A 26,142-nucleotide genomic window follows, 5' to 3' on the forward strand; every position below is an offset into this window, starting at 1 on the left:
AATTAAGCTTTAGGAGGACGTAAAATTTGCTGCCAGAAACCGCTTAAATGCTGGGCTGAATAATCAAAATTGAGCTGTTGCAACTGTTGAGTATCTTCTATATCGAATAATTCTACAGTTTGTACATTTAACCAAGTGCTTAAACTCTGACAATACAATTGCGCACAATCATTACAACTCAAATGCTCTGTTTGATCCTGAGCTGAATTATAACAATCTTGATCAAGCTGCATTTGAACATGCTGCGAAGCATCGTGTTTTACATGTGCTTGTAAGGTCTGGGCTTCATGACAATTGGACATTGCCTGCATTCCTGCACTGTGACCTTGATGAACACTCAATTCACTCATCATTTGCTGATGCATAGGTTTGGCTGAAGCCAAGGCGGCACTACTCCACCCAATGACAAAAGCCATTAGGAACACAAACCAAGCTTGTTTGCGTAATTGAGTCAGCACAGATCCTTCCTTTAACGCGGTCGAAGATCAACAATGAATATTGTCCTCTATATTACTAGCATAACCAACAATACAGTTATACACAATTTTTTAAATTTATACTCAACTACACAACATTCTATATTTTATGCGCATTAAAACAATACAGTTATTTTTTAAACAGATCTATTTTTAAGCAGAGCTGAATAAACAACCATACTTTCCAATGTCTTAACCATGTAAAAAAGGACTCAATCGAGTCATTTTTATACATTTTATGTCTAATTATTAAACCATTGATCATTAATCGTTTATAAAACAATCAAGTTATCCATACAGTTATCTACATAGATATCCATACAGTTATCCACAACTCCATCAACAGCATAGTCACAATTAATAAAAATAATTAGATATTCACAGCACCCACTTTTGCAAGCTCTGAACGCATTTCATCAATCACAGCTTTATAATCAGCTTGACCAAAAATTGCAGAACCTGCAACAAACATATCTGCACCGGCTTCTGCAATTTCACGGATATTTGCAGGTGTAACACCACCATCGACTTCAAGGCGAATATCACGACCTGAGGCATCAATCATTTTGCGTGCTTGACGAAGTTTATCTAAAGTCATTGGAATGAATTTTTGTCCACCAAATCCAGGGTTTACGCTCATCAATAATACTTGATCTACTTTATCCAAAACATAATCCAGATAATGTAATGGTGTTGCAGGGTTAAAGACCAAACCAGCTTTCGCACCACCTGCTTTAATCAACTGTAAAGAACGGTCAATATGCTGGGTTGCTTCGGGGTGGAAAGTAATAATGTCTGCACCAGCATCTAGAAAATCACCAATCATGCGATCGACCGGTGAAACCATAAGATGCACGTCAATCGGTGCTTGAATACCATATTTTTTCAGTGCCTTACATACACCTGCACCAAAAGTCAGATTCGGTACGTAATGGTTATCCATCACATCAAAATGCACAACATCTGCACCAGCAAGAAGTACATTGTCGACTTCTTCACCTAAGCGAGCAAAATCAGCAGATAAAATTGATGGTGCAATTAAATATGGCTTGGACATGAGGAAAACCTGGCTATGTATGCAAATTGATTTTTCACATTATAACAAATTGAACCTGAATACAGTGATTCAATCCTGATCCGATTCGATTTATTCAGTGTTCTAAATATGCAATATTCTGTTCTATTTTTTTACTGTAGCAATTCTCTGGATCTGTTACTTTGACATACCATCACAAGGTAAAGACAAATGAAAAGCCATACAAAAATCAGCACTACTGAAGCCGCTCGCATCGCCAAACGCGTACTCAATCATTGGAAACATAAATTTGAAGTTGCTGAAACTGAAGCTGATTTCACTATTTTCATGCCCGATGCCACGATTCAACTTATGCCACAATCCGATGCACTATTGGTCTCTATTGACAGCACGCTCGAAGACCTAAGCCGTTTAGAACAAGTGGTTCTAGATCATTTAAGCCGTATGGCACAACAAGAATTTACTGCAACATGGCAACATCAATAAATAATAAAGGGAGAATCACATTCTCCCTTTATTTTCAACACACTTAGACAGCATAACTACGTATAAAACTATGCATCGAGTTGCACCGCATGAAACTGTAAATGCTCATCGATAAAACTTTGAATAAAATAATAACCGTGGTCATAGCCTGCATGTTCACGCAAAGTTAAATGCTGCCCCACTTGCGCGCAAGCCTGTTGAAATAATGCCGGATTTAATTGTGCATAAAATTGATCTTCTCGTCCTTGATCAATCAAAATCTCTTTAAACATAGCTCCCTTTGCTTGAACTAAAGCAGTGGCATCATGTTTTTTCCATTCCGCTTGATCTGCACCTAAATAATGAGAAAATGCTTTTTCACCCCATGGACATTGGCTCGGGGCACAAATCGGTGCAAAAGCAGAAACCGATTTAAATTTTTCTGGATATTTAAATGCAAGGGTCAACGCACCATGCCCTCCCATAGAATGCCCAAAGATGCCGACTTTATGCGTTTGAATTGGAAAATTAAGATTCACCAGCTCATAGAGTTCATCAACAATAAAACTTTCCATTTGATAATGTTCAGCCCACGGTGCTTGGCTTGCATTTAGATAAAATCCTGCCCCTTGACCTAAATCCCAAGAATCACCTTGTGCGACATTTTCACCTCTTGGTGATGTATCAGGACTAATCAAGATCAAACCTAACTGTGCGGCTAAGCGTTGAGCATGTGCTTTAATGGCAAAAGTTTCTTCTGTACAAGTTAAACCTGCTAAATAAAAAAGTGTCGGACAAGCTTGCCCAATTAAAGCTTGCGGTGGCAAAAAAACACCAAATTTTGCTTCACCATTGAGCACCTTAGAATTAAAAGCATAAATGCGCTGTTCGCCATCAAAGCATCGATTATGTTGGATTAATTCCATGTGCGTATTTCCTTTATTGTGTTTGAACACTTAATTCTGGCGTTCCTGCGGTTTTAATCTCGGTCTTGCTCATCGCTGGAAATAAACGTTGTTCTAATTGTGGCAACATAAATTCCATGTTCTTACCAATCGACCATTGTGGTTCAGAAGCGTCAAAACCTTGAGCCGACTCCCACTGCGCCACTGTTGCTTTCGCTTGCTCAAACGCTGCACTTACAGAGGTCTGCTCTCGCATGGCCTGATCAAAAAAAGCACGTCCAAAATAAGTATAATCCGCTTCATTTGAACAACCAAAAGAGGCGCGATCTGCAGCAGATGCAGTAATAATTAAAGTATTATCATCTTGTAATGCTGGAACAAAACTGCCTGAATAACATGCAGAAATGACAATCACACGCCAGCGAATCCCAGACTTATCTAAAGCATCTTTTAACCATTTGGGATCAACATCATTTAAATCTATTGGTGCATTTTCCATTTCAAACTGATTCGGCAAACCATGAGAGGTCATGTATAAAAATAATACATCACTTTCTCGGTTCATTTGCTGTCCAATTCTACGCAACGCTAAATCCATACTGGTGCGTGACGCTATGGGAGCTTTAGTTCGTGTTGTTGGATTATTAATTAAGGCCACTGAGCGACCAAAAGTTCCAAAACGGGTATCAAACTGCTCTTTAATACGTTCAACTTCCGACTTAAACACGTCTTGATAGCCTGCGCCTGCCACGCCTAAAAAATACCAATGAGATTGCGCAAATTCACCATATTGCACAGCATCTAGAGATTTATTCAGTACCTGACTTTGAGCATAAAAGGCATCTTCAGCAAAAGTAGGGGCTATTTCTTCTACTTTCCAAATCGGTTCGCTTTTGACTGACATTTGCCAAACCACAAGAGTAAACAAGGTTGCAGCAACAATCAGTGCCCGCTCCCACCATGGCCACTTTAATTCACGCGAGAACACCCAAACAACGGCCAAACTTTGCCAAACAAACAGCACCATGAATACCATGGGTAAATAGTCATAGAAGACATAAGGCAATATATCGATATAACCTAAATACTGAATAAAACTTTGTAATAAGGCGATATGCGTGTCAAGTACCAACCACAATAATGCTGGCACTAACATCAAGCGTGGGTTATTAATCCGTTGTGAAAGGAAAATCCCAACAATTAGCGCAATAAAAGGCCATAAAGCATAACTAATCAAACCTTGAGGATTAAACTCTCCTACTTCACCTGAACTTAACCAGCTAAATAAACTATTGGCACTGCCACCTAAAATCCCCCAAAAGATCAATTGCAAAATTGAGGGGTGAACAATTTGTAAAGACCGACGCGACCCTAAAAAAAGCCACATCCCTGCAGTTTGGTTACTTTTAAAATCATGCCAAAAATTGATGGAGGGTTTGAAGTCGATCATAGGATTTCGGGTTGGCTATAGCTCGCTGATTTACAGTCTAAGTGTATGCTTGATGAGAGTTTTATCAATGCTGTTTTTAACTATATAACAGATTAATGCACAATATTGAAGCAATTACCCATCTACTCTATAAGATGATACTGAAAGTAAGCATCAAAACGACAAGCATCGCCTTGCCATTGATGATTAGGTTCTTGATTTGCCAAATAGATCGCCAGACGAGGGCGCTTCACTACCACTCGTTTTGCTAGTTCTTGTGCCAAAATTAGTAAATTATCACCCAAATCCATTTCACCATCTTCAGGTAATAACATGTGTAATAATTGCATCTGTTTTTTGACTTGGGCTTGTTTTTTAATGGCTTGCTGATTTTGATCACGTTGCGGAAACATTGGGTCTAAATAAACCACATCTACCGTATGATGCTGTTCCGCTTGCTGGATTAAATAATCAGCAGAATCAGAAAAAATCAAATCAATCCGTGCCACGACCGAACTTAAAAAAGGATCATGTTCAGCATTGTGTTTACTGTCTTCAAGCAAAGTAAATAAAATAGGATGTCGTTCAAGCAAAGTGACTTCAGCACCTAAATGTGCCATCAGTAAACTATCATGACCTAAGCCTGCTGTGGCATCAATCAATCTAGGTTTTTCGCCTAGATTACACGCTCGGGCAATCATTTCAGATTTGAGTGAAGCTCTTTTTAGCCGTGGAACTTCAGCCTTCCAATCGGGTTGCATCTTCATGCCATTGGCACACAGCCAAAGACCCAATTCATCTACACACAACGCCAACTCTGGATGCAAACGCAAAAAGCGAGCATTGAGTTTTTCAATAATTTCTAAATTTACCTGAACCCCACGAGAAGAAAGCACAGCAGAATACTGCTGTGCTTTCTGTTGAAATTCTGCTTCTACAAATAAGCGGATGTCGCTTACCATAATTTCCAGCCTGTAAATGCAAAGAGTAAAATTAAAAGACCAGAAGCAATACGATACCAAGCAAAGACCATGAAATCACGTTTTGCAACATAAGCCACTAACACACGAATTAAAATCAATGCAGAAACAAAGGAAACAATAATCCCTGTTGCAAGCACAGTCCAATCTTCAGTGCCTTGAAATACATCATAACTTTGATAAAGGTCTAACAGGCCTGCACCAACAATCACGGGAATTCCTAAGAAGAAAGAAAATTCAGTCGCCGCTTTACGTGATATGCCCAAAAACATGGCACCAATAATGGTTGCACCAGAACGTGAAGTACCCGGAATTAAAGACAGAACTTGAATTAAACCAATCCAAATGGCTTCTTTATAACTCATATTCTCGACTTCTTCAGCGTTCACTTTACGTGGATTCTTTTCAATCCAGATAATAATCAAACCACCGACAATTAAACCAATCGCCACAGCAATATCATTAAATAAGAATGCTTTTACCGTTTGTCCAAAGGTGAGACCAATCAGTATAATTGGAATTGAGGCCATAATCAGGCTAAAACCAAGATGACGACCTTTTTCCTCACCCGTAAACATACCAGTGGCAGCCCCCCAAAGCCGAGCCCAATATTCATAGATGACTGCGGCAATTGCGCCCATTTGAATGGCGATGACAAATACATCACTTTTTTCTTTGGTCCAGAAATTCATTAATTCTGAAGCAAGAATTAAATGCCCAGTACTGGAAATAGGTAGAAATTCGGTAACACCTTCAACAATACCCATAATTGCCGCTTTTAGCAGCAGTAAAAGATCCATAGAAAATCCTAGTTAGATTTGCCTTGTTCTGGAATTTTTTTCCAAGCGTTATCACGTAAATACACGGGTAATGCCTGTTCAGCACTGACCCATTTTTTTTGCTCAACCTCTGCGCGCGCAATGGTCGCAATATCTTGTGCAGTCGCACTTAAGTCTTGGTATTGTATTTGTTCTGGCTGAATTAAAGCTGAACCCGAACCGACCAATTCAAATTTAACGATTTCAGTGGCTTCGCTATAGTTTAACAATTGCTCTGCATCAACAGCTTGCATAATGCCCTGTTGATCCAGCTGAAAACTCGCAATATACACTTCCTTCATCCGGGCATCGAGTACCGCAGTAACTGCGGTTAAACCGTGAATACGATAGGCTGCCTGCGCTAAAGCTTGTAAGCTAGAAACAGGAACAACTGGCAGATCATTTGCCCATGCCAATGCCTGAGTGACAGCGGCATTAATTCGCACGCCACTAAAAGAACCTGGACCACGGCTAAATGCGATTGCAGTTAATTCTGATGCCGATAGAGCAAGCTGAGTAAATGCTTGATCTATCATTGGGAGAATCGTTTGCGTTTGTGCTTTTGCTCGCGCATCTAATTGGAAAAATAATTCTTGGGTTTCATCTACAATACAGACGGAACACTGCTCATTGGCAGTTTCCAATGCCAGCAATTTCATGCGCAACCTTAATTTATTTGGCGATAAAAAACGAGTGCTATCATACTCCACTCATGCACTCTAGGCGAGATGTTACATCTGAGGGATACAAAAAAGCCAAGTAACAACTTGGCTCAATACATCTGTGCAAATTAAAATTCAACTGCTTCCAAATTTTGAAAATGCTTAAAATGTTCAGCGTAATGTAAAGCGCTCATTTTGAGCTTAACTTCAGCAGCCTGATCTAAAGTCTTGACAATTTTCCCCGGTGAACCCATCACAACCGAATTATCCGGAATGATCTTGCCTTCAGGGATTAAAGCATTCGCGCCAATGATGCAGTTTTTACCAATCACAGCATGATTTAAAATAACGGAATTAATCCCAATTAAGCTGTTGTCACCAATCGTACAGCCATGCAACATCGCTTGATGTCCAATCGTGACATAGCTGCCAATATGCATCTCAATGCCAGCATCGGTATGCAAAACGGCATTTTCCTGAACATTGGTAAAATCACCCAAACTGATTTTACTGTTATCGCCACGGATGACCGCACCAAACCAAACACTGACCTGCTTACCCATTTCAACTTGACCAATCACGGTTGCATTTTCAGCCACCCAACCATCCCAAGGTTGATGCATTGCTTGCGGTGCATAGCCATTAAATTTATACATCATGTTTTATCTTCCTTGAACTATTTACCACGTTTAATCTTACTGCCATAAAAAGCGGGTGAATTTAATAAAAAAGGCCATTCTTTCTGATAATTCAAACCATACTGAAATAATGAAACCAACATACGTGCAGTCAAACCCCAGACGATTTCATTTTCCACCCGCATACTAGGAAAATATAAAGACTGATGTGCATAACGCACTTCATAAGGGATAGGTGGCGCATGAATTAAACTATCCAGTGATGCAAAAAAAATACGATCAATTTCACTCGGTTGAGCAATCAAGTTTACTTCTGGCGGAATCAATCCAACCACAGGTTTAACCAGCATACCATTGCGCGCTTTTTGCATCGGCAAATCACCAATCAATTGCACATCAAATGGATTTAATGCGGTCTCTTCATAGGCTTCGCGTAATGCCACCACAATATTACTGGTATCTTGTGGATCTCTTTTGCCACCAGGAAAGGAAACCTCTCCAGCATGATTTGATAAATAAAGTGAACGGCGAGTAAGCAAAACTTTGGGATTAGACTCATTTGTAATCGCAATTAATACAGCAGCTTGTGCAGATTTTACCCGTGTGGAAAACCGTAATCTTTGCTGTAGTGAGTGAATTAACGAATGGTCATCCATACTTGACTCTCTCTTTATTTCTTCTTCGTTTCATCATAGCTGAGTTTTTATTCAAAAAGATAGAAATGATGCCAAAGTTAAATTTTTCAGTTATGCTGATCACACCTTGATCATTGACGATGAATATGAATTTTTGTGTAATTTGTGGACATAAAACAGCGGAAAAAATCCCACTCGGCGATCATCAATTACGTCGTGTTTGTACAGATTGTGGCAATATTCATTACATCAATCCCAAGGTCATTTGTGGGGCGCTGGTACTCTGGGAAAATAAAGTTTTACTTTGTCGACGCGCAATTGAACCACGTTATGGGTTATGGACACTTCCAGCAGGTTATATGGAATTGTTTGAAACTATGGAACAAGGTGCGGCAAGAGAAACACGCGAAGAAGCCGAGGCTGAAATTGAAATTGATCAGCTCTATTGTATGTATAACATTCCTCGAATCGGTCAGATTTACGTTTTATTCAAAGCCCATTTAGTCAATGGCGTGTTCGGTGCGGGTGAAGAAACCATTGAATCCCGTTTATTTGAAGAACACGAAATCCCTTGGTCTGAACTGGCTTTCCCGAGCGTAGAACGAACATTAAGACATTATTTTGAAGATCGTAAAACCGCTTCATTCAATATGCATTTAGAAACTTTGGGTTCACGTTTAGATCATACTGGCTAATTTTTCTAAATAATTTTTAAATAATTAAGAAATAAAAATAGCCCATCTCTCGATGGGCTGTTTTTATTCTAATGGTAATTTTTACTTAATCGCAACGCTATAACATGGAGCTAAAGTGAAATCTAGCGTTCCCCCCGCTAACTTAGCAAGTGCTTTGTCTGCATCAGTTGCTGCACTGGCGTTCGCTAAATTATAAACATGTTGAAAACTCGCTAAACTGTTCCCCCATCTTACAGGTTGCTTAGCTGAATCTGTAAATGTCACACGCGCTTGTCCACTTATTACGGCTGGATCCAATAAACTTGCTACATCTAACAGTGCCCCACCAACGACTACGCTTTCCGTCGATGAATCAGATGATGTTTTAATGGTAGAGTTCATTCCAACTAAAGCACCATTAATTTTTACAAATTTGTCATGACTTAAAACCATACGTATAGAAAGTAATTTATTCGCAGTAAATGCACGTGAAATTGTACCTAAACGATATTGTTGTACACCATGCTGATCAATAAAGGTATTCGGATCAAATGAATCCTCAGTACAAGCATTATCTGATGTAGACATATCCGTCTCAGTAGAACCTGCTTTGATATTAGAACGAATATCACCATTTTGATCGATCACAATCCCTAACTTAACAGCAGGCACGGAAGTATCTGTAAATTTAAAGGTTAAATCTGCATACATGGGAAAAATATACTTTTCCCCAGATTTCACATTACTGACAGATTTAAAAACCTGTTTATCTAAATAAGTGATTGGAAATATTTTATATAAATCTAAAGACCCTTTAAATTCATCGGTATTCGTCGTTTGTTTCCAACGACCGAGATCTTTTAATTCTTCACTGCTGACTGTCGTCTTATTGGTTAATAATTTATAAAATTGTTCTCTACCCGCCATCATATAATCATTAAAAATCTTACCCTGACTAATAATCAATGGCTGTGAATTCACATCTGCTATATCCAGTTGATAATCTTGATCAACTCTCTTGTTAACCGGATTAATCCAATGCCCTTGTGCTGGTGCAGTCATACGTACTGGTTTTACATTACGAATTAATTCGGCATTTACACTACTAATTGCAGCCAAATTACCCGTAGCAGTACCTTTCCATTGTAAGCCACTACCAAAAGTATAGCCCTGTCGGTCAGTAATTAGCATAAAGTGTCCAAACAAATATTTGGTTGACTTATCCTTTAAATCACAAGTTTCTTTATTGCACCCAACCAAACCATCGGAACCCGATATTAGGCTCCCCAGTACTCCACTGGTTGAAAATAGCGCAAACTCTGGTTGATATACTGCCGCAGTTGCAATATTCATTAATTTACTCACAACTTCAAATGCTTGATCATCATCAATCACTGAAACATCAACCCATGGCTTAATTATATCGACATATTCATCACTCATAATTTGTTGCGAAGTAACTGAACTTAAAATAAGTTCTAATTTTGACCGCATCTCATCCGTAATATATAAAGCTTGAATATCCGTGGGCACATCAATTTTATTTTCTTGTAAAGCTAAAGCTTGGAAAATTTTGACTAGCTTCATCGCCACCATGACTGTCGGATCATTTTTACTTAAGGTTTTAGCGTCTTGTTGCGTAATCCCCACTGCCATATCCAAAATGGTTAAACGAGGTACTTGTCCAGCACTTAATCGTGCAACTTTATTTAATTCAACCACACCTAAATTAATTTTTTTATCTTTTTCACCTTTAATGAAAAAAGTGACTTTATCATCGACTCTACAACTCCCTGTTGCAACGCCATCACCCAAATCTAATATTGATATAAAGCTATTGGTTGTATCACTACTACAGGTAAAATTCAGTCCATCCAATGGATAATCTAAAGCAAATTCTACACATCCGTTCATTTTTGGCGTACATGTACCATTTTCTGTGCTGGAATCAGACGTCTCGGGAATAATATTAGCGCTCTCACCACCACAACCACTCAAAGCAGCCATCAAGGTTGTGAGTGCAAAAGGTAATAAATACTTGTTTTTCATCCTAAATTCCCTAGTTCTATTCTTAACGAATTGCAATTAACTTTAATTGACCTTGATTTGTCAGTGCTCTGTTCTCTAAATCTATGGCACTGGCTAAAGGTGTAAGTAATATATATTGACTTTTGAGTGGGACATGAATCACTCCTTCAATTTTTTCATGCGAAGTAAAAGATGCCACAGCATCATGATTTTTAAACCCACCTGCACCTTCTAAGACACAAGCATTCGCATCTAAAAAAACCACAAAGGGCCAATAAAAAGTAGGATCCTGTTGACGTGACGCGTAAGAATTAATTTGAATATTTTGAATTTCATGAGATACCTTAACAATTTCAAAATCGAATTGATCTTTTAAAGGTACCCGTGGCCATAGATTAACTTCTTTCTCCAAACTCACTGTTTTGGCATTTTTAATTTTTTTATCCTGAATACATTGTTGTCCTAAACCATCAACGACATCCGCTTGTGAAATTCGATAATACGTCGATGACAGTGTAATTACTTCACTCTCTTTTTTTTGATTCTTTTTAAAAAGTGACTGTATGATTGATTTACTTACACCTTTTTCTCTTTCTACCAATTGTAGCCGCGTTGCGCCATGCTTAACATCAATGACCCCTTCAGGCATTGCATAAAAACGCTTTTTACCCTCTAGGTTAAATTCCTTATCTTCTAAGTATTCATTTCTAATATATTTTTCACCATTGATAATCACAAAGGCTTCTGTATTTTCAACTTCTGGTTGTTTTACAACAATAGGTAAGCTCGGTTTCTGTACAACTTTTTCAATCGCTGGCTTTAACTTTAAAACACCTTTGCTTTGTTGTTCATTTTTGAACTCTGCTTGTACAACACTCTGTTGCAGAGTCCGATCAACAACATTAGAAGTTTTTCTTATCATATTCGTCGATGATTGATCTTCAACCGGCAACGCTGAACCCTTTGGTGACTTTATTTCAGCTACAGCGATTGGCTGCTGAATATCTGGCACTTGCTTTTGCTCTGGATCATGTGGTTGCTGTTGCATCAAAACTTCAGCAACCTTACTTTTTGGCGGCAGGCTTTTTTGTTGCACGACCATTGGTCGACCATCTGGACCAATAATGGTATAAAACTCACCTGCATATGAAAAAGATACATCTATAAGACATAGAGCCAGTATCGATTTCACCCATAAATTTTTTTTCATTATTTTCAATACACCTACCATCTGGTTCTATAGTTCAATCCTAAAATTGTGACTTTAGTATCCGTTTTAACATTTAGCCCCGCATAAGGATTCAATAAAATATTATTGACACCAGTTTGGTTTGCTAGGCTACTTGAATTTGCTGGAATTTTATCTTTACTGCGTAGAAAACCAATCGACAAATCGACATCCGTATCTGCATCAAAACGGTAACCCACCCCTAAACCAAACAATTGTGCATTGTTAATCGGAACCATCGTATTACGTTTATTATCAGGAATCGCACTGGTACGTGGCTCATAGCCCGCACGTAACTTCAAACGATCTGTCGCTGAATATTCCAAGCCGATGCCAAAATTCCATGGCGAAGTGAATTCTAGCGGTAATGCTAGAGAAGTATCACCGATATTTGCCGAAAGTAACTTGGCAATTTTTAATGCTGAAACTTGTCGATCAAATTCAAATTTAAACTTATCCCAAGCCTTGTAATCTGTCCATCCAACATCAAAATTAACTTGTAAATCAGGTAGCACCTTGTATTTTATACCTGCTTGAAAGTGTGCAGGATATTCTAAATCCATTGAAACAAGACCTGACTCACTTGCAGGGACCATACTAGGGAACCCTAGAATTGCCGCAAGAATTTGTCCTGTTGGTGAAGACATCAAACCTTTAATCAGCTCCTGTGGCGCTTTAGCATTATCAATATGATATTTACCTTTTAGACGCATTTTTGCAGAGCTTTGATATACCACACCAAAACTAAAGTCTTCAGTGGGTTCCCACAAGACACCAAGGTTATAACTCGGACTGAGCGACTGCTCTAATGCAAGCTCCATTTGTCCAAAACGGCCAAAAGGATTCATACCTTCTTTGGTATTACACATACCGAGAAGTAAGATATCGGTAATAATGTCCTGATTTTCCTTGAAAGGTGTACAAACGACCTCATCGATCATTCTTAGCATACCAATCAATTCATTTGGAAATCGCAAATCTGTTTTTAAGCCAATCGCTTGATAAGACATCCCTACTGAAGCACCGATCGACAAATGATCATTCACTTCATAAGCGATTGAAGGTGATAAATAGGTAATTCGTTCTAGAGCAACTTGTTGCCCCATATAATTCCCAGGATTACCATTTTCAGCACCAAAACCAGCAACTAAAGGTGCATACATTGCTGTGGCAAAAGTCATTTTTGAACCAGGTGGTTTATAGGCTATACCTGCTGTAGGTGCAGCCATAGGTACTCCTTCGCCCAAATCAACCATTTTTTTCAATATTGGTACATATAGACTGACGTATTCTACATCACCACTAACTGTGCCCTTAAAGTCTGTACACAAATCTGAAGATATTTCAGGACCATCATTACACACCATCGGATCATCAGAATAACCAAATACGTTGTAACCTGCCGGAACTGAAAATTCTCTTTTAATATCAAAATTAGCAAGAATACCCTGTACGTCGGTTTGTAAACCTTCAATTTTAGTCAAAGCAGCTGGGTTAAAATGAATGGCACTAATGCCTGGGGGATCTGCCGTAACAGCATTCCCCATACTTAGCGATCGAATATCAACAGATAAATTTTGCCCCAATTGAGCAAACGTTGCACTTGAACAGCCCGATAATATAATTGCTGCGGCTAACGGGCGAAGTCGAATCTTATACATACGACCACCCTCTTAGCGTAGTTTCTTACCGAAACCTAAAATATCAAGTGGGAACGATAAACCTAACGATACATCAGGTGCATCTTCTGTTAAGCCTATGCCCACAGTTCCATTTACAATTGTCTCTGGTGAGACACGAACACCTAATGAAATTGCCAAAGTAGAACTGGTCTGATCAGCGGGAGAATAATTTTCACCAGAACTATAAGTAAATTCCGACCCAGTATTAAAACTTTGCTGATATGACATCGTCATAGAAACATCATAGTTAAACGAATAAGCAAAACCAAAAGCAAACCCGCCACTAATCCCAGGTTCAAACTCATCAATAGTACGTGAACCACGTCTCTGATTAAGCCCCGATTCTTTAAATCCATAATTCGCTGAAACAGAAGCAAAAAGTACGACGGGATCTATATATTTACGTGTACTCGCACCAACACCCGCTGAGTAATAGCCTTTTCCTGTTCCCAAGTCATCAGTTGCATTTACTTCATACGGGCTATCGCCTGTTTTAGTCGATACATTACCAAATAAAATCAGCGGTAATCGGCCTGTTTTTAGCGGAAAAGGTTCCCAACGTGCACCAAAAGAAATATCACCTAAGCCTGCTGTAGAGGTATCTTTTAATAAATCTGTTTTTGCGACTAATGGCAAAGAAGCAGTAAAGGTTAAATTATCTAGGACACCATACTGCGCAGTAAAAGTATTGGTCATTGAATGTGTTGCATTTTCTTGAACACGTAATTGATAAAGCTGACCTTTGGCCATTTCAGCATCAATTTGCGTATCACGATAATACGTATAATCAATATCATAATAAGATGAAATATCACCTTTTTTGATTAATGAATACTGCCTTTCATTTGAGGTAAAAACTTCTTGTAAACTTGCTTCTTTACTGGCATCACCTTCTTGCTGTTGTAATGCTGAAGATGCCTGTGATTGTTCATTAACAGGTTGCGTTGCCGCTACTGAATTATTTGCTGAAGATTGTGAGGGGCTAGATATAACTGTTGGCTCAGCTACAGCCTCATACCCACCCAGTGCTGGTTCCTCTACTACTGCCCCTGATTGAGAAGGAGTCGCCTGTGAAGCTGTTAAATCAACCTCTGTTTGTTGTTGATCAACAACTTCATACTCACCAAGTGCTGGTTCTTCTGCTGCATATGCCCCCCCTATTGCCACTTGAATACTCAAAGCCAATAAAGTTTTGTTCATCCATTTACGATTCATATTCCATCTCACCATTTTTATTTTTTTAATCTGTCACTTTTAAACTTTATTTACTCTTGTAATAAAGACGTAAAAAATTGTATGTGGGTTTACCAAAATTCTCTGAGTCTTCATTTAAATTTTTATCTAAACGAATGGTTGATGCTTTATCTGCAATTTTATCCATATAAAATTGGGGATATTGCAAATCAACAAAAGCATAGCGATTCACTGTCGCATCCTCTACATGTCTTAAATCTGAATCTTGAAGTGCTAAGAATTTTTTTCTTTGCTCAGGAGCGACATTAATTAAAAAAAGCGTATTGTTTTCCCAAATATCTTTAAAACGCTGTTCATCAAAACTAATATTCCCCAATGCTGGATCAGCTACATAGACACGACCATTCTTATAAGCCTTAAAGACAACGAAATGCTTAAATCCTGCATAGGAAATCGGCACAATCGCTGGTTGAGCCTGTGTGACTAAATCTGAAAACTCACCTTTATATCCACCACTTTCTAAACCTAATGCCCCGACAAAACGCTTCATATCCAGAAGAGAGAAACTTCGACGTTCAATAATTTTTTCAGTTTCACCAAACTTCAACAGACCATTCATGGTTTGTTGTTCAGATAATTGCGTACCCACATATCCATTTAACAATGTCGTTAATGCTGCAGACCCACAGCTATAGTCATATGCTTGACGGACAATGCCACGAAACTGATCCTCTAAAGCAGGTTTGATTAGAACAGGCTCACGATGCATCCGACTAAAAGAATCTTGTCGAGAATCCAATGTTTCTGTGTAATAGACAGCTTCCGCTGGTTTTTTCTTAATTTCAAAGGCTTCAGTGGCAAAGTAGTACATCAATGCCGAGCCTAATGCGATCTCTAACATATCTTTTTAACTTTTCTAGTTATCGGCATGACGCGCCTTTGTTCATTATTTTTCTAGAGCAAATACTCTACATCCATGTAAAATGAAGATACCTTTTTTTATAAAAAAAAACAGCTTTTTTTTACTTTTTTTAGCTTTTTTGAAAACTTTCACACTATTTTTGTAAAAAAAAGCGCGTGAAATCACGCGCTTTTTTCTATTCAAAATTAACGACCAGAAATGGTAATTATTGAACCAGGAACATAAGTACCCTGAGCTGGGCTGAAGTAAGTTTGTAAACCTTGAACCTCTACATCACCAATTGAACCAGCAGTACGGCTACCTAAATGGATTCCTTTTACATAGTTATCAATTGGACCTGAGCTACTGACCATACGAATATAACCATTATTCGTTCCTTCCTTACCAATTACACTAACACTTTGCTTGATTGTTAAATCTGTAGAATTTGCATCTGCAACCTTGATGCTCTCAACAAAAATCTCACCAGCAGCACGGTTACCAGTAGTACCATCACCCGTACCCTGTTTAGTTGAATTATCCAAAATACCTAGATTCGTAATCTCAAGACCACCGACCATCTTAGTATTTAATTTAATCATCGCACCTTGAGGAGCCGCACCCAATTGAATATTAGCAGTCATTTGGCCTGTTTTAAGCGATAAGCCACTTAAGATTGCGTTGTAATTTTGGCCTGCACCTGCATTATCTTTACCACCACGGCGAATTGAAGTAGCACCAGCTGCTGGAACAGCATTCGAAGCAGTAACACCAATTTCACCAATATTAATATCTAAGCCAGAAACTTGAGCAGCAATATTGATAAATGCACCATTAGCACCTGTACCCGCATCACTATCAATTTGCAAATCTGCCAAGTTACGTGATGCTAATAGAAACGCGCCAGCATTATCATAGTTTGCACCAATCACAATACCTTTAGTCGCTGTGACACCAGTGCCATTACCCTTGATAACAATTGCACCAGCTGTGGCTGTACCACCAAAGCCAGCATCACCTGCTACACCTGCTGCAGCTAAACCATCATTATCGTGAATATAAAGTTTTTCAATTTCAATTTTTGAAATACCAATCCCGATGTTAATACCATCTTGACCAGTAGTCGCACCCAATGAAGCATCATCCATTGCTTGCATTGCCATCGCATTTGCACTAATTGCTAATGAAGAAACTAAAGCAAGTTTAGTAAATTTTTTCATCTTTGTACTCTCCCAAGAGTATTATTTTTTTGATTGTCAACCACTCGATATCACCTATTGTTTTTTGTTTTTTGACAATAGTGAATCTTTTCCTTGAGCAGCCTATTTGCCCTAGTTAAGTTATCTCTGTGTCATTTTTTGTTCAACTGCTGTTGGTCGCAATCTAGATGTTACCGATAAACGGTATTTACAGTTTTTATGCATAAACATTGTTATAGAATAGTCTTATCTGTGCCTTTTAAAATTTAACATCGTATGAATAATCCCGTTATTTTTAAAAATTTATTGACTGAACAATGGCTTAGTCCTGCTCAAATACTTTCTGCTTTATCGCATCTCACACATTTGGTTTATTTAAAAAATGTAGACCACCCCGTGATTGCTTTTTTTGCATCTGAATATATGCTGAGACAAGATCAAATCACTCAAAATTTCAAACGGGTCACTCTACACCAATACCAAGAAAAACCATCCTCTATTCATCTTAATCAGTTTTTTAAAGACAATGCCAAAACCGATCATTCTGATTTTAACGGCGGTTTGATTGGTTTCATCAGTTATGATGATGCTGCACAACAGCAAGTTTCTATTCAAGAAAAAAAACAACCTGCTTTATTTTTAGGTATTTATCGCAGCTATCTCAAACTCACTGAGCAAGGTTGGACTTTTTTTAGTGATGAAGATGAGGCTGAAGAAATTTTCCAGTTTATTCAAGAGGCATTAACCAACAAAAAGAATCAGTCTTTCCAACTGACTCAACCATGCAATGCACGTTGGAGTAAAAATGAATATCAATCTGCATTTAAGCAAGTACAAGAATATATTAAAGGCGGTGATTGCTATCAAATTAATTTAACTCAAGAATTTACAGCAAAAGCGCAAGGTTACTTATTAGATATCGCTGAAGATTTTTGGAAACTCACCGATGCCCCCTATTCAGGTTATTTAAAAATTGATGATTTTGAATTGTTAAGCTGCTCACCGGAACTTTTCATTGATTTTGAAGAAAATCGAAAAATTGTGACTCGCCCGATTAAGGGGACGATGCCTCGTTATACTGACCCAAGGCAGGATGAAAAATCGAAACAACGCTTGATTGATTCTAAAAAAGATCAAGCTGAAAATGTCATGATTGTCGATTTACTACGCAATGATCTGAGTATTTATGCTGAAACAGGTTCAGTAAAAACCCCACAACTTTTTGAAATTGAATCTTTTAATCAAGTTCATCATATGGTCAGCGAAGTCACAGCCACGCTCAAAGATGATACCAATCCCTTTGATGTCCTCCTGTCTGCACTACCCGGTGGCTCAATTACCGGCGCACCCAAAATCCGTGCCATGCAAATTATTGATGAACTAGAGGGTGCTCCACGAGGTGCTTATTGCGGCAGTCTTGGTTATTTTAATTTTGATGGTACAGGTTCTTGGAATATTTTGATTCGTTCCATCCAAAAGTATCAAAACGATGTTTCGTTATGGGCAGGTGGTGGTGTGACAATCGCTTCAGATTGCGATGCAGAATATCAAGAATGTTTTGATAAAATTTCTGCCATGCTTGACCTACTCAACACATGGCAGAAAGCATCTGAAACTTAAAAGATTAAGCTAAGATGTTATTTTTTAGGGTATCTACTAAACGTTGATTTTGCTCATCTGTACCAATGGTAATACGTAGAAATTGGTTGATACGCGGTTTATTGAAATAACGCACAATAATACCTTGTTCACGTAATTGTGCTGCCAATTCACCTGCATCTTTATTTGGTAATGATGCAAAAATAAAATTGGCTTTCGATGGTAAAACCTTAAAACCAATGCTTTCTAATTCCGTCACCAGCTTGTCTCGGCTTGCAATCACTTTTTGGCATTGTGCTTCAAAGTAAGCTTGATCCTCAAATGAGGCGACCGCTGCAGCGATTGCAAAACGATCCATTGGATAAGAATTAAAACTATTTTTGACCGCTTCAAGACCCGCAATTAAATGCGGTTGCGCAATTGCAAAACCAACACGTAAACCCGCAAGTGATCTTGATTTCGATGTAGTTTGACACACCACTAAGTTTTCATACTTTTCCACCAAACTAACCGCAGACTGCGCACCAAAGTCAACATAAGCTTCATCAATCACCACCACCGAATTCGGGTTGGCTTGCAACACTTCTTCAATAGCAGAGACCTCCAATGCAATACTGGTTGGTGCATTGGGATTGGTAATAATAATGCCGCCATTGGCTTGTTTATAATCATCTACCACAATTTCAAAATCATCATTTAACGGCAATACTTTGGTTTTGACTGCAAAAAATTGACTATAAACGGGATAGAAACTATAGGTAATATCAGGGTAAAGAATAGGCTGTTGTTGCACAAAAAATGCTTTAAAAATATGCGCCAAAACCTCATCTGAACCATTACCGACAAAGACATTTGCAACATCAACATTCTGCTGCGCCGCAATTGCGTGCTTTAATGCAGAAGCCTCTGGATCTGGATATAAACGTAATACGTCGGCAGAGTCAGCTAAAACGGCTTGTACCGCTGCAACTACTTTAGGTGATGGTGGATATGGATTTTCATTGGTATTTAATTTAAGTAAGTTTTGGATTTTCGGTTGCTCGCCCGGTACATACGGTTCTAATTCACGTACTTCAGGACTCCAAAAACGCATTTGTTCTGTTGTGATTTTCATCTTTCAATATCTCAATCAAATCTATTCTAGGCTTTAAAAAAGGCTGATCAATCAGCCTTTTATATCAATCAAAGCTTATTGATAACGATAACGTGCTGAACGTGCATGTGCATCCAAGTTTTCTTCTTGTGCCAAAATATCAGCGGTTTTCGCAAGGGTTTTTACCCCTTCTTGCGAGCACATAATCAAGCTAGAACGTTTTTGGAAATCATACACACCCAATGGCGATGAAAAACGTGCCGTACCCGATGTCGGTAATACGTGATTTGGCCCTGCACAATAATCGCCAATTGCTTCAGGGGTATAACGCCCCATAAAGATTGCACCAGCATGGCGAATATGTTCCGCCATTTCTTGGGCTTCATCTAAACATAACTCTAAATGCTCAGCTGCTACTTGGTTAATCAACTCAATCGCCTCTTGACGATCTTTTACCAAAACTAAAGCACCACGATTGGCTATTGAAATCCGTGCAATTTCAGCTTTGGGTAAGGCAACTAAATGTTCTTCAATGGCTTGTGCAACATCATTTAGAAGTTGCTCATCGGGTGTGATGAAAATCGCTTGTGCAACGGTGTCATGTTCAGCTTGTGACAATAAATCCATCGCCAACCATTGCGCGTTATTCTCACCTTCGGCATAGACCAAAATTTCAGATGGCCCTGCAATCATATCAATACCCACTTGACCAAACACCGCGCGTTTTGCAGCAGCAACGAAACGATTCCCCGGTCCAGTAATTTTATCAACCGATGGAATGGTTTCTGTGCCATATGCCAAGGCTGCAACTGCTTGCGCGCCACCAATGGTAAAAATGCGACTCACGCCTGCTAAATAGGCAGCTGCCAACACCAATGGGTTTAACTCACCGTTTGGTGCAGGCACTACCATGATAATTTCAGGCACACCCGCAACATGTGCAGGTACAGCATTCATCAGTACTGAAGACGGATAAGAAGCTAAACCACCTGGTACATAAATCCCGACACGATCAAGCGGTGTGATTTTTTGACCTAGCGTATTTCCTAAGGCATCCACATAGGTCCAACCTTCTTGCTTTTGCACTTGGTGGAATTCGCGAATACGGCTTGCTGCAAGCTCCAAAGCTTCACGCACTTCGCTATTTAAGCCCTCAAATGCTGCCTTTAATGCTTCTTGAGTCAGTTCCAAATCTGAGAATTGATGCGCAGGATGTCGATCGAACTGTTGTGTTAATTTTAAAACATGCTCATCACCATGCTTACGAACATCTGCAATGATTTGGTCTACTGTTTTTAACAATTCTGGATCGTTGACTGTTTCGAACGCCAATAAATCGGCAAAGACTTGTTGAAAGTCTTGATCTTGAGTCGATAAACGTCGCATCAATTTACCTACAAGGTGAGTGAAGAAAAGATTAGTTTACCTTGTTTCGTTGCATTTTTGGGTATCAATAGTACATCTATCGCTTAAGCTTAATGGAAAATAACTTTTGAAATGATTCAGAAAATAATTTTGTCGGTATTATAACGGCTCAACATTGACCATAAAAAAACCGTCGTGACTCACGACGGTTTTTCAACCCAAACAAGATTAATCTTTATTTTTGGCTTTGACGCTCTGCAACCGCTGTTTCAAGTTGCGCTAAAATTGGATTTAACAGCGTTTGCTTACGTTTAAAGCTGGCTTTATTGACAATGAGGCGAGAAGAAACGGTACAAATTTCTTCAAGTGGCTCAAGACCATTGGCGCGTAATGTATTACCCGTATCAACGACATCGACAATGTAATCACCTAAACCAACCAATGGTGCAAGTTCCATCGAGCCATAAAGTTTAATCACATCAACCTGCTCACCCAGACTCGCATAATATTGACGAGTCAGATTTACATATTTAGTGGCAATTTTTAAACGACCTTTCGGACGAACCATACCGACTTTACCTGCTGTCATGAGTTTACAGTTGGCAATTTTCAAGTCGAGTGGCTCATACACATTTTGTGCGCCATGCTCCATCAACACATCTTTACCAGCAACGCCTAAATCAGCCGCGCCATTTTCCACATAAGTTGGTACATCTGAGGCACGTAAAATTAAAATACGCACGTGCTTATGTGTCGTTGGAAAAATTAACTTACGTGATTTATCTGGATCTTCCAGTAAGTTAATTCCTGCAGTTTCAAGCAATGGTAAAGTTTCTTTTAAGATACGTCCTTTGCTTAATGCTAAAGTTAAACCATGATCAAAATTGCCCATTACGTCAAAGTTTGGATCATCGTTTCTCATATCACTCATTAACTTACTCGCTTAATTTGGGCACCTAAACCCTGTAACTTCGCTTCAATATCTTCATAACCGCGATCAATATGATAAATACGGTCAATCAATGTTTCCCCTTCCGCCGCTAAAGCAGCTAAAACCAAAGAAAATGAAGCACGTAAATCGGTTGCCATTACTGGTGCTGCAGAAAGTTTTTCTACGCCAGTCACAACAGCATCATTACCTTCAACCTGAATGTTTGCGCCCATACGAGAAAGCTCAGGGACATGCATAAACCGGTTTTCAAAAATCGTTTCAGAAATCGTTGCAAAACCACTACCAATGGCATTCACTGCCATAATCTGTGCTTGCATATCTGTTGGGAATTCTGGATGAGGTAAAGTTTGGAAACTGACTGCTTTCGGACGTTTGCCCATCATGTCAAGTTCAATCCAATCTTCACCACGCGTCACTTCTGCGCCCATTTCTTCGAATTTGTCTAAAACAGCTTCAAGAAGATTTGGATCAGTATGTGTCGTTTTCACTTTACCGCCTGTAATTGCAGCAGCAGCAAGATATGAACCCGTTTCAATACGGTCAGCAACCACAGCATATTCACAGCCATGTAAACTATCCACACCTGTTACCACTAAAGTATCTGTATCTAAACCTTCAATTTTTGCGCCCATTTTAATCAACATTTGCGCAAGGTCGGTAATTTCAGGTTCACGTGCAGCATTACGAATCGTGGTTACACCATCCGCCAAGACCGCCGCAGTTAAGATATTTTCTGTGCCACCCACAGTCACCATATCAAAGATAACTTCGCCACCTTTTAAGCGACCATCGACTTTGGCATGCACATAACCATTTTCGACTTCAATATGTGCACCTAAAGCTTCTAATGCTTTTAAATGCTGATCAACTGGACGTGAACCAATAGCACAACCACCAGGAAGTGACACTTGTGCACTACCATAACGCGCTAATAATGGACCAAGCACCAAAATTGATGCACGCATGGTTTTTACCAACTCATAGGGCGCAAACTGATTATCTAATGTAGAAACATCAGCTTTAACTGTGTCACCTTCATAAGAAATTTGCACACCTAAACCGCCAATCAACTCAACTAAAGTATTGACATCTTTAAGGTTTGGCACATTAGTCAAGGTAATCGGGCTATCTGCAAGAATCATGGCCGCAAGTAAAGGCAACGCTGCATTTTTTGCACCAGAGATACGTACTTCACCTTCGAGCTTAACACCGCCCTGAATTAAAAATTTATCCATTTAGTTCTAAGCTCCGAATAAGCTTGCTTTACGCCATTCTTCTTTGGTCATTGCACGAATAGTTACCGCGTGTACTTCACCGCTGGCAATATATGAATTTAACGGAGCATAAACCGTTTGTTGACGTGCGACAGGACGTTTCCCTTCAAATTGCTCATCGACTATTCGAAGATCAAACTTACCGCCTTGCCCACTAACCGCAACTTCAGCCTCTGGAAAAGCAGCTTTTAAAATTTCAGTGAGCTGTTCACTATTCATCACAAAGACCTCTTATAGGACCAACGGTGTAAAAACCTACCATTTTACTATAAATATGAAAAATAAATCATTAACCTCTAACATTTTATCTATAAAAAAGAGGTCACTCAAAACCTCTTTTTATTTAAAAAACAAACTATACAAGTAAAGGCTGATACGCGGCCTGCATTTCCCGATGTTTATGCAATTGTCTTTTTAGTTTTTCTGTTAATTTTTTAATCGAGGTATACATATCATCAGCACTGGCCTGAGCAAACATCTCTATTCCAGGTAAACGAATAATTGCTTCAGCAATATGGTTATCACTGCCTTTTTTAGAATGTTTATCAATTTGATGATCTTTTGAAAGTTTCACCTGCATGCTATTTATTTGATCTAGATGCTTTGTTATTTGCGAAAATTTAAGCCGAATATTTTCTTCAATTGCAGGGGTAATCGTTAAATGATGACCACGGATTGTTATTTGCATAGTTCTATCCCTCACCTTCTTTTAGGGTAATAAAGCAATCACCACATCGACCTAATGACAGCAAAAAATAAATCCTGCACATTGAACATTAAATCATTCTGGCCATTCCTTAAGTAAAAAAGAGATTCATTATCTTGTCATAATGAATCTCTAGAATAGCCACACTTTAAAATTTAGATCAATACTTTTCGTTCAGAAGATGATGGAATATGTAACGACTCTCTATATTTAGCGACAGTCCGACGTGCTACATCAATCCCCCCCTCCTTTAATACAGTAGCAATAATATTATCTGACAATGGCTTACGCGGATTTTCTTCAGAAATTAGCTTTTTAATTTTGGCACGAATTGCAATGGAGGAGGCTTCTCCACCTGAAGTTGTCGCGACATGACTGGAGAAAAAATATTTCAGTTCAAACAAGCCACGTGGCGTCAGCATAAATTTATTCGTCGTTACACGTGATATCGTAGATTCATGTAAATCGACTTCTTCTGCAACATCACGAAGCACCAAAGGCTTCATCCCTTCTGCACCAATTTCTAAAAACATCTTTTGATGTTCAACAATACATGTTGCAACTTTTAATAAGGTCTTATGTCGCTCATCCACACTTTTAATAAAATTTTTGGCATCTAACATTTGATTGCGTAAGTATTGATTATCATTGCTTTGATCTGCACGTTTAATCATGTTGGCATAAAAAGAATTAATGCGTAATTTCGGCATAATGTCTGGATTTAATTGCACTTGCCAATGCGCATTTTTCTTAATAACTACAATATCTGGGATTTGATAGTCCGAATCTTTTTCTTCAAACTCCATTCCCGGATAAGCTTTTAATGTCTTTAACAAATCAACAGCACATTTTAATTGATCTGGATTTAAACCAGTTTGTTTTACCAGTTTTGGTAATTCATTAGAAATTAATAATTCATAATGGCTCAATAAAATCATTGCTTCACGACGATACAATGTTCGAACCGCTAAACTTTCTAATTGTACTAACAAACATTCAGCTAAATTACGTGATGCTACCCCAGGAGGATCAAGATGCTGAATATGCTTTAAAACAACAATAACTTCATCATCTTCAACTTCATCATCGTAATCCATAGACTCCAATAAATGCTGAACTGAGGTTGTTATTTCAGCAACTTCTGCATCTAAAAAACCCTTTTCGTCTAAAGAATCCACTATACAATGTGCAATAAGGCGATCAACCTGTGAAAAATGCAATAAATTAATCTGCTCAAGCATATGCTCTTTTAAACTCAAATGCCCTTGACGATTATCTTCACGCTCCTCATATTCAGGTGAACCTAGACTCGTTGGCTGATGGGTATAAATATCATCCCAATCCGTATCGACAGGTAAATCATCAGGTAAAGTATTCGCATTCAATTCATTGGTTAGATCTTTATTGTCATATTCTTTTTCTTGCTCTTCCAAAGAAGATAGACTCTCTATATTCGACTGTTCTTCTACTTTTTCTAATAAAGGGTTACTATCCAATTGAATTTGAATTTCTTGCTCAAGTTCCAGACTCGATAGTTGAAGCAAACGAATGGCCTGCTGCAACTGCGGTGTCAACGACAAGGAGTTCGCAACTTTTAATCCAACCGATAACTTCATATTACCTCTACACTTTCTCAATAGCCCTTATAAGCAATTTTCATGCCGATTTATGATTTTATAGCACAGTTTTATTAAAAATAATACAAATTAAAAATAGATTAAAAAAAAATCTAATAAGTTTTCGTATATACACCCATATTAATAAAAATATATACCAACTAGAAACCAGCAGCCTACTTTTTATATTTAAAAAGCTATAGATCATTAAATCCCTAAAAAATAGAAATCACTCTAGCTAAAAATTATAATAAGCTTAATCACAAACCATTACCAAAGCCTCCAATAGAGAAGAGCCATATTCAAATAACAAGACTTTGTTTCGTATCTAGCAGTTAAAATATCTATAAGCTCTTTTAGAGCCTTTTATTTTGACTTATTTTTTAGCCCCATAAAAAAACACCCCCAACGCTTGTTGGGGGTGTTTTAGGAATAATGAGCTGGCGATGACTTACTCTCACATGGGTAACCCCACACTACCATCAGCGCGAAGAGGTTTCACTTCTGAGTTCGGGAAGGGATCAGGTGGTTCACTCTTGCTATTGTCGCCAGCACAACTGTTTATGGATACTTGCTTGGGTCTTATT

At 38.6% G+C, this 26,142-nt stretch carries 25 protein-coding genes and 1 rRNA gene; 3 read left to right on the plus strand and 23 right to left on the minus strand.

The annotated features are described in order from the left end of the window. Nucleotides 1–2 precede the first annotated feature (2 nt). Nucleotides 3–458, minus strand: coding sequence for a hypothetical protein (locus B9T25_RS11505; protein ID WP_086188559.1), 456 nt, complete (start codon nt 456–458; stop codon nt 3–5). Nucleotides 459–846: 388 nt separating this feature from the next. Then, nucleotides 847–1,533: a ribulose-phosphate 3-epimerase gene (gene rpe / locus B9T25_RS11510; protein ID WP_086188560.1), complete on the minus strand. Its 687-nt coding sequence runs from the start codon at nt 1,531–1,533 to the stop codon at nt 847–849. A 189-nt stretch (nt 1,534–1,722) separates the two neighbouring features. Between rpe and B9T25_RS11515 the strand changes: the two genes are divergently transcribed. Next, nucleotides 1,723–1,998 (plus strand): DUF2218 domain-containing protein, encoded by a 276-nt coding sequence (locus B9T25_RS11515; protein ID WP_086188561.1) that lies wholly within the window; start codon nt 1,723–1,725, stop codon nt 1,996–1,998. 68 nt (nt 1,999–2,066) lie between these two features. On the opposite strand, the gene fghA is transcribed toward B9T25_RS11515, so the two are convergent. From fghA to B9T25_RS11550, 7 genes are all read right to left on the minus strand, one after another. Further along, a complete protein-coding gene (gene fghA, locus B9T25_RS11520) occupies nt 2,067–2,903 on the minus strand; it encodes an S-formylglutathione hydrolase (RefSeq protein WP_086188562.1) in 837 nt (278 codons plus the stop codon). Between the two features lie 13 nt (nt 2,904–2,916). Next, nucleotides 2,917–4,332, minus strand: coding sequence for a C13 family peptidase (locus B9T25_RS11525; protein WP_086188563.1), 1,416 nt, complete (start codon nt 4,330–4,332; stop codon nt 2,917–2,919). A gap of 122 nt (nt 4,333–4,454) precedes the next feature. After that, nucleotides 4,455–5,273 carry a class I SAM-dependent methyltransferase gene (locus tag B9T25_RS11530; protein ID WP_086188564.1) on the minus strand — a complete coding sequence of 273 codons (819 nt, stop codon included), beginning with the start codon at nt 5,271–5,273 and terminating at the stop codon, nt 4,455–4,457. Next, on the minus strand, nt 5,267–6,091 hold the full coding sequence (locus tag B9T25_RS11535) for an undecaprenyl-diphosphate phosphatase (protein WP_086188565.1): 825 nt from the start codon (nt 6,089–6,091) through the stop codon (nt 5,267–5,269). Before B9T25_RS11535 ends, B9T25_RS11530 begins: the two co-directional genes overlap by 7 nt. Before the next feature lie 8 nt (nt 6,092–6,099). Beyond that, the gene (gene tsaB / locus B9T25_RS11540; RefSeq protein ID WP_086188566.1) at nt 6,100–6,768 is read right to left on the minus strand and encodes a tRNA (adenosine(37)-N6)-threonylcarbamoyltransferase complex dimerization subunit type 1 TsaB; all 669 of its coding nucleotides are present in this window, start codon (nt 6,766–6,768) and stop codon (nt 6,100–6,102) included. A gap of 131 nt (nt 6,769–6,899) precedes the next feature. Continuing rightward, complete coding sequence (locus tag B9T25_RS11545; protein ID WP_086188567.1) at nt 6,900–7,430, minus strand: gamma carbonic anhydrase family protein; 531 nt, start codon at nt 7,428–7,430, stop codon at nt 6,900–6,902. A 17-nt stretch (nt 7,431–7,447) separates the two neighbouring features. Continuing rightward, nucleotides 7,448–8,065, minus strand: a complete 618-nt coding sequence (locus B9T25_RS11550) for an NUDIX hydrolase (RefSeq protein WP_086188568.1) — start codon at nt 8,063–8,065, stop codon at nt 7,448–7,450. Nucleotides 8,066–8,190: 125 nt separating this feature from the next. Between B9T25_RS11550 and B9T25_RS11555 the strand changes: the two genes are divergently transcribed. Continuing rightward, the gene (locus tag B9T25_RS11555) at nt 8,191–8,739 is read left to right on the plus strand and encodes an NUDIX hydrolase (protein WP_086188569.1); all 549 of its coding nucleotides are present in this window, start codon (nt 8,191–8,193) and stop codon (nt 8,737–8,739) included. A gap of 81 nt (nt 8,740–8,820) precedes the next feature. On the opposite strand, the gene B9T25_RS11560 is transcribed toward B9T25_RS11555, so the two are convergent. From B9T25_RS11560 to B9T25_RS11585, 6 genes are all read right to left on the minus strand, one after another. Beyond that, nucleotides 8,821–10,767, minus strand: coding sequence for a hypothetical protein (locus B9T25_RS11560; protein ID WP_086188570.1), 1,947 nt, complete (start codon nt 10,765–10,767; stop codon nt 8,821–8,823). Nucleotides 10,768–10,789: 22 nt separating this feature from the next. Next, nucleotides 10,790–11,956, minus strand: coding sequence for a putative pilus assembly protein FilE (gene filE, locus B9T25_RS11565; RefSeq protein ID WP_086188591.1), 1,167 nt, complete (start codon nt 11,954–11,956; stop codon nt 10,790–10,792). Between the two features lie 14 nt (nt 11,957–11,970). Next, entirely contained in the window at nt 11,971–13,635 is a 1,665-nt protein-coding gene (locus tag B9T25_RS11570; protein WP_086188571.1) for an OmpP1/FadL family transporter, read from the minus strand. Between the two features lie 12 nt (nt 13,636–13,647). Further along, complete coding sequence (locus B9T25_RS11575; RefSeq protein WP_171262768.1) at nt 13,648–14,871, minus strand: hypothetical protein; 1,224 nt, start codon at nt 14,869–14,871, stop codon at nt 13,648–13,650. Between the two features lie 46 nt (nt 14,872–14,917). Next, nucleotides 14,918–15,751, minus strand: coding sequence for a C39 family peptidase (locus tag B9T25_RS11580; protein ID WP_086188573.1), 834 nt, complete (start codon nt 15,749–15,751; stop codon nt 14,918–14,920). A gap of 206 nt (nt 15,752–15,957) precedes the next feature. Beyond that, a complete protein-coding gene (locus tag B9T25_RS11585; protein ID WP_086188574.1) occupies nt 15,958–16,971 on the minus strand; it encodes a DUF6160 family protein in 1,014 nt (337 codons plus the stop codon). Nucleotides 16,972–17,226: 255 nt separating this feature from the next. On the opposite strand from B9T25_RS11585, the gene pabB reads away from it, so the two are divergent. Next, nucleotides 17,227–18,570 carry an aminodeoxychorismate synthase component I gene (gene pabB / locus B9T25_RS11590; RefSeq protein ID WP_086188575.1) on the plus strand — a complete coding sequence of 448 codons (1,344 nt, stop codon included), beginning with the start codon at nt 17,227–17,229 and terminating at the stop codon, nt 18,568–18,570. A 4-nt stretch (nt 18,571–18,574) separates the two neighbouring features. Here pabB and hisC read toward each other — a convergent pair whose 3' ends face one another. From hisC to rrf, 8 genes are all read right to left on the minus strand, one after another. Continuing rightward, on the minus strand, nt 18,575–19,663 hold the full coding sequence (hisC, locus tag B9T25_RS11595; RefSeq protein ID WP_086188576.1) for a histidinol-phosphate transaminase: 1,089 nt from the start codon (nt 19,661–19,663) through the stop codon (nt 18,575–18,577). Nucleotides 19,664–19,738: 75 nt separating this feature from the next. Continuing rightward, complete coding sequence (gene hisD / locus B9T25_RS11600) at nt 19,739–21,028, minus strand: histidinol dehydrogenase (RefSeq protein ID WP_086188577.1); 1,290 nt, start codon at nt 21,026–21,028, stop codon at nt 19,739–19,741. Nucleotides 21,029–21,242: 214 nt separating this feature from the next. Then, on the minus strand, nt 21,243–21,938 hold the full coding sequence (hisG, locus tag B9T25_RS11605; RefSeq protein ID WP_086188578.1) for an ATP phosphoribosyltransferase: 696 nt from the start codon (nt 21,936–21,938) through the stop codon (nt 21,243–21,245). Beyond that, on the minus strand, nt 21,938–23,194 hold the full coding sequence (gene murA / locus B9T25_RS11610; protein WP_086188579.1) for a UDP-N-acetylglucosamine 1-carboxyvinyltransferase: 1,257 nt from the start codon (nt 23,192–23,194) through the stop codon (nt 21,938–21,940). Before murA ends, hisG begins: the two co-directional genes overlap by 1 nt. A gap of 6 nt (nt 23,195–23,200) precedes the next feature. After that, on the minus strand, nt 23,201–23,452 hold the full coding sequence (gene ibaG, locus B9T25_RS11615; RefSeq protein ID WP_004650949.1) for a BolA family iron metabolism protein IbaG: 252 nt from the start codon (nt 23,450–23,452) through the stop codon (nt 23,201–23,203). A 136-nt stretch (nt 23,453–23,588) separates the two neighbouring features. After that, complete coding sequence (gene hpf, locus B9T25_RS11620) at nt 23,589–23,921, minus strand: ribosome hibernation-promoting factor, HPF/YfiA family (RefSeq protein WP_086188580.1); 333 nt, start codon at nt 23,919–23,921, stop codon at nt 23,589–23,591. Nucleotides 23,922–24,094: 173 nt separating this feature from the next. Further along, on the minus strand, nt 24,095–25,555 hold the full coding sequence (locus B9T25_RS11625; RefSeq protein WP_086188581.1) for an RNA polymerase factor sigma-54: 1,461 nt from the start codon (nt 25,553–25,555) through the stop codon (nt 24,095–24,097). A 438-nt stretch (nt 25,556–25,993) separates the two neighbouring features. Further along, nucleotides 25,994–26,108: ribosomal RNA gene (rrf, locus tag B9T25_RS11630) — 5S ribosomal RNA — on the minus strand. Between the last annotated feature and the right edge of the window lie 34 nt (nt 26,109–26,142).

This window comes from Acinetobacter sp. ANC 4470 (assembly GCF_002135335.1).
Lineage (GTDB): Bacteria > Pseudomonadota > Gammaproteobacteria > Pseudomonadales > Moraxellaceae > Acinetobacter.

Bases quoted from the DNA above. Each gene is read 5' to 3' on its own strand.
- rpe (WP_086188560.1), bottom strand. From the start codon at position 1,533: ATGTCCAAGCCATATTTAATTGCACCATCAATTTTATCTGCTGATTTT.
- B9T25_RS11515 (WP_086188561.1), top strand. From the start codon at position 1,723: ATGAAAAGCCATACAAAAATCAGCACTACTGAAGCCGCTCGCATCGCC.
- fghA (WP_086188562.1), bottom strand. From the start codon at position 2,903: ATGGAATTAATCCAACATAATCGATGCTTTGATGGCGAACAGCGCATT.
- B9T25_RS11525 (WP_086188563.1), bottom strand. From the start codon at position 4,332: ATGATCGACTTCAAACCCTCCATCAATTTTTGGCATGATTTTAAAAGT.
- B9T25_RS11530 (WP_086188564.1), bottom strand. From the start codon at position 5,273: ATGGTAAGCGACATCCGCTTATTTGTAGAAGCAGAATTTCAACAGAAA.
- B9T25_RS11535 (WP_086188565.1), bottom strand. From the start codon at position 6,091: ATGGATCTTTTACTGCTGCTAAAAGCGGCAATTATGGGTATTGTTGAA.
- tsaB (WP_086188566.1), bottom strand. From the start codon at position 6,768: ATGAAATTGCTGGCATTGGAAACTGCCAATGAGCAGTGTTCCGTCTGT.
- B9T25_RS11545 (WP_086188567.1), bottom strand. From the start codon at position 7,430: ATGATGTATAAATTTAATGGCTATGCACCGCAAGCAATGCATCAACCT.
- B9T25_RS11550 (WP_086188568.1), bottom strand. From the start codon at position 8,065: ATGGATGACCATTCGTTAATTCACTCACTACAGCAAAGATTACGGTTT.
- B9T25_RS11555 (WP_086188569.1), top strand. From the start codon at position 8,191: ATGAATTTTTGTGTAATTTGTGGACATAAAACAGCGGAAAAAATCCCA.
- B9T25_RS11560 (WP_086188570.1), bottom strand. From the start codon at position 10,767: ATGAAAAACAAGTATTTATTACCTTTTGCACTCACAACCTTGATGGCT.
- filE (WP_086188591.1), bottom strand. From the start codon at position 11,956: ATGAAAAAAAATTTATGGGTGAAATCGATACTGGCTCTATGTCTTATA.
- B9T25_RS11570 (WP_086188571.1), bottom strand. From the start codon at position 13,635: ATGTATAAGATTCGACTTCGCCCGTTAGCCGCAGCAATTATATTATCG.
- B9T25_RS11575 (WP_171262768.1), bottom strand. From the start codon at position 14,871: ATGAATCGTAAATGGATGAACAAAACTTTATTGGCTTTGAGTATTCAA.
- B9T25_RS11580 (WP_086188573.1), bottom strand. From the start codon at position 15,751: ATGTTAGAGATCGCATTAGGCTCGGCATTGATGTACTACTTTGCCACT.
- B9T25_RS11585 (WP_086188574.1), bottom strand. From the start codon at position 16,971: ATGAAAAAATTTACTAAACTTGCTTTAGTTTCTTCATTAGCAATTAGT.
- pabB (WP_086188575.1), top strand. From the start codon at position 17,227: ATGAATAATCCCGTTATTTTTAAAAATTTATTGACTGAACAATGGCTT.
- hisC (WP_086188576.1), bottom strand. From the start codon at position 19,663: ATGAAAATCACAACAGAACAAATGCGTTTTTGGAGTCCTGAAGTACGT.
- hisD (WP_086188577.1), bottom strand. From the start codon at position 21,028: ATGCGACGTTTATCGACTCAAGATCAAGACTTTCAACAAGTCTTTGCC.
- hisG (WP_086188578.1), bottom strand. From the start codon at position 21,938: ATGAGTGATATGAGAAACGATGATCCAAACTTTGACGTAATGGGCAAT.
- murA (WP_086188579.1), bottom strand. From the start codon at position 23,194: ATGGATAAATTTTTAATTCAGGGCGGTGTTAAGCTCGAAGGTGAAGTA.
- ibaG (WP_004650949.1), bottom strand. From the start codon at position 23,452: ATGAATAGTGAACAGCTCACTGAAATTTTAAAAGCTGCTTTTCCAGAG.
- hpf (WP_086188580.1), bottom strand. From the start codon at position 23,921: ATGCAAATAACAATCCGTGGTCATCATTTAACGATTACCCCTGCAATT.
- B9T25_RS11625 (WP_086188581.1), bottom strand. From the start codon at position 25,555: ATGAAGTTATCGGTTGGATTAAAAGTTGCGAACTCCTTGTCGTTGACA.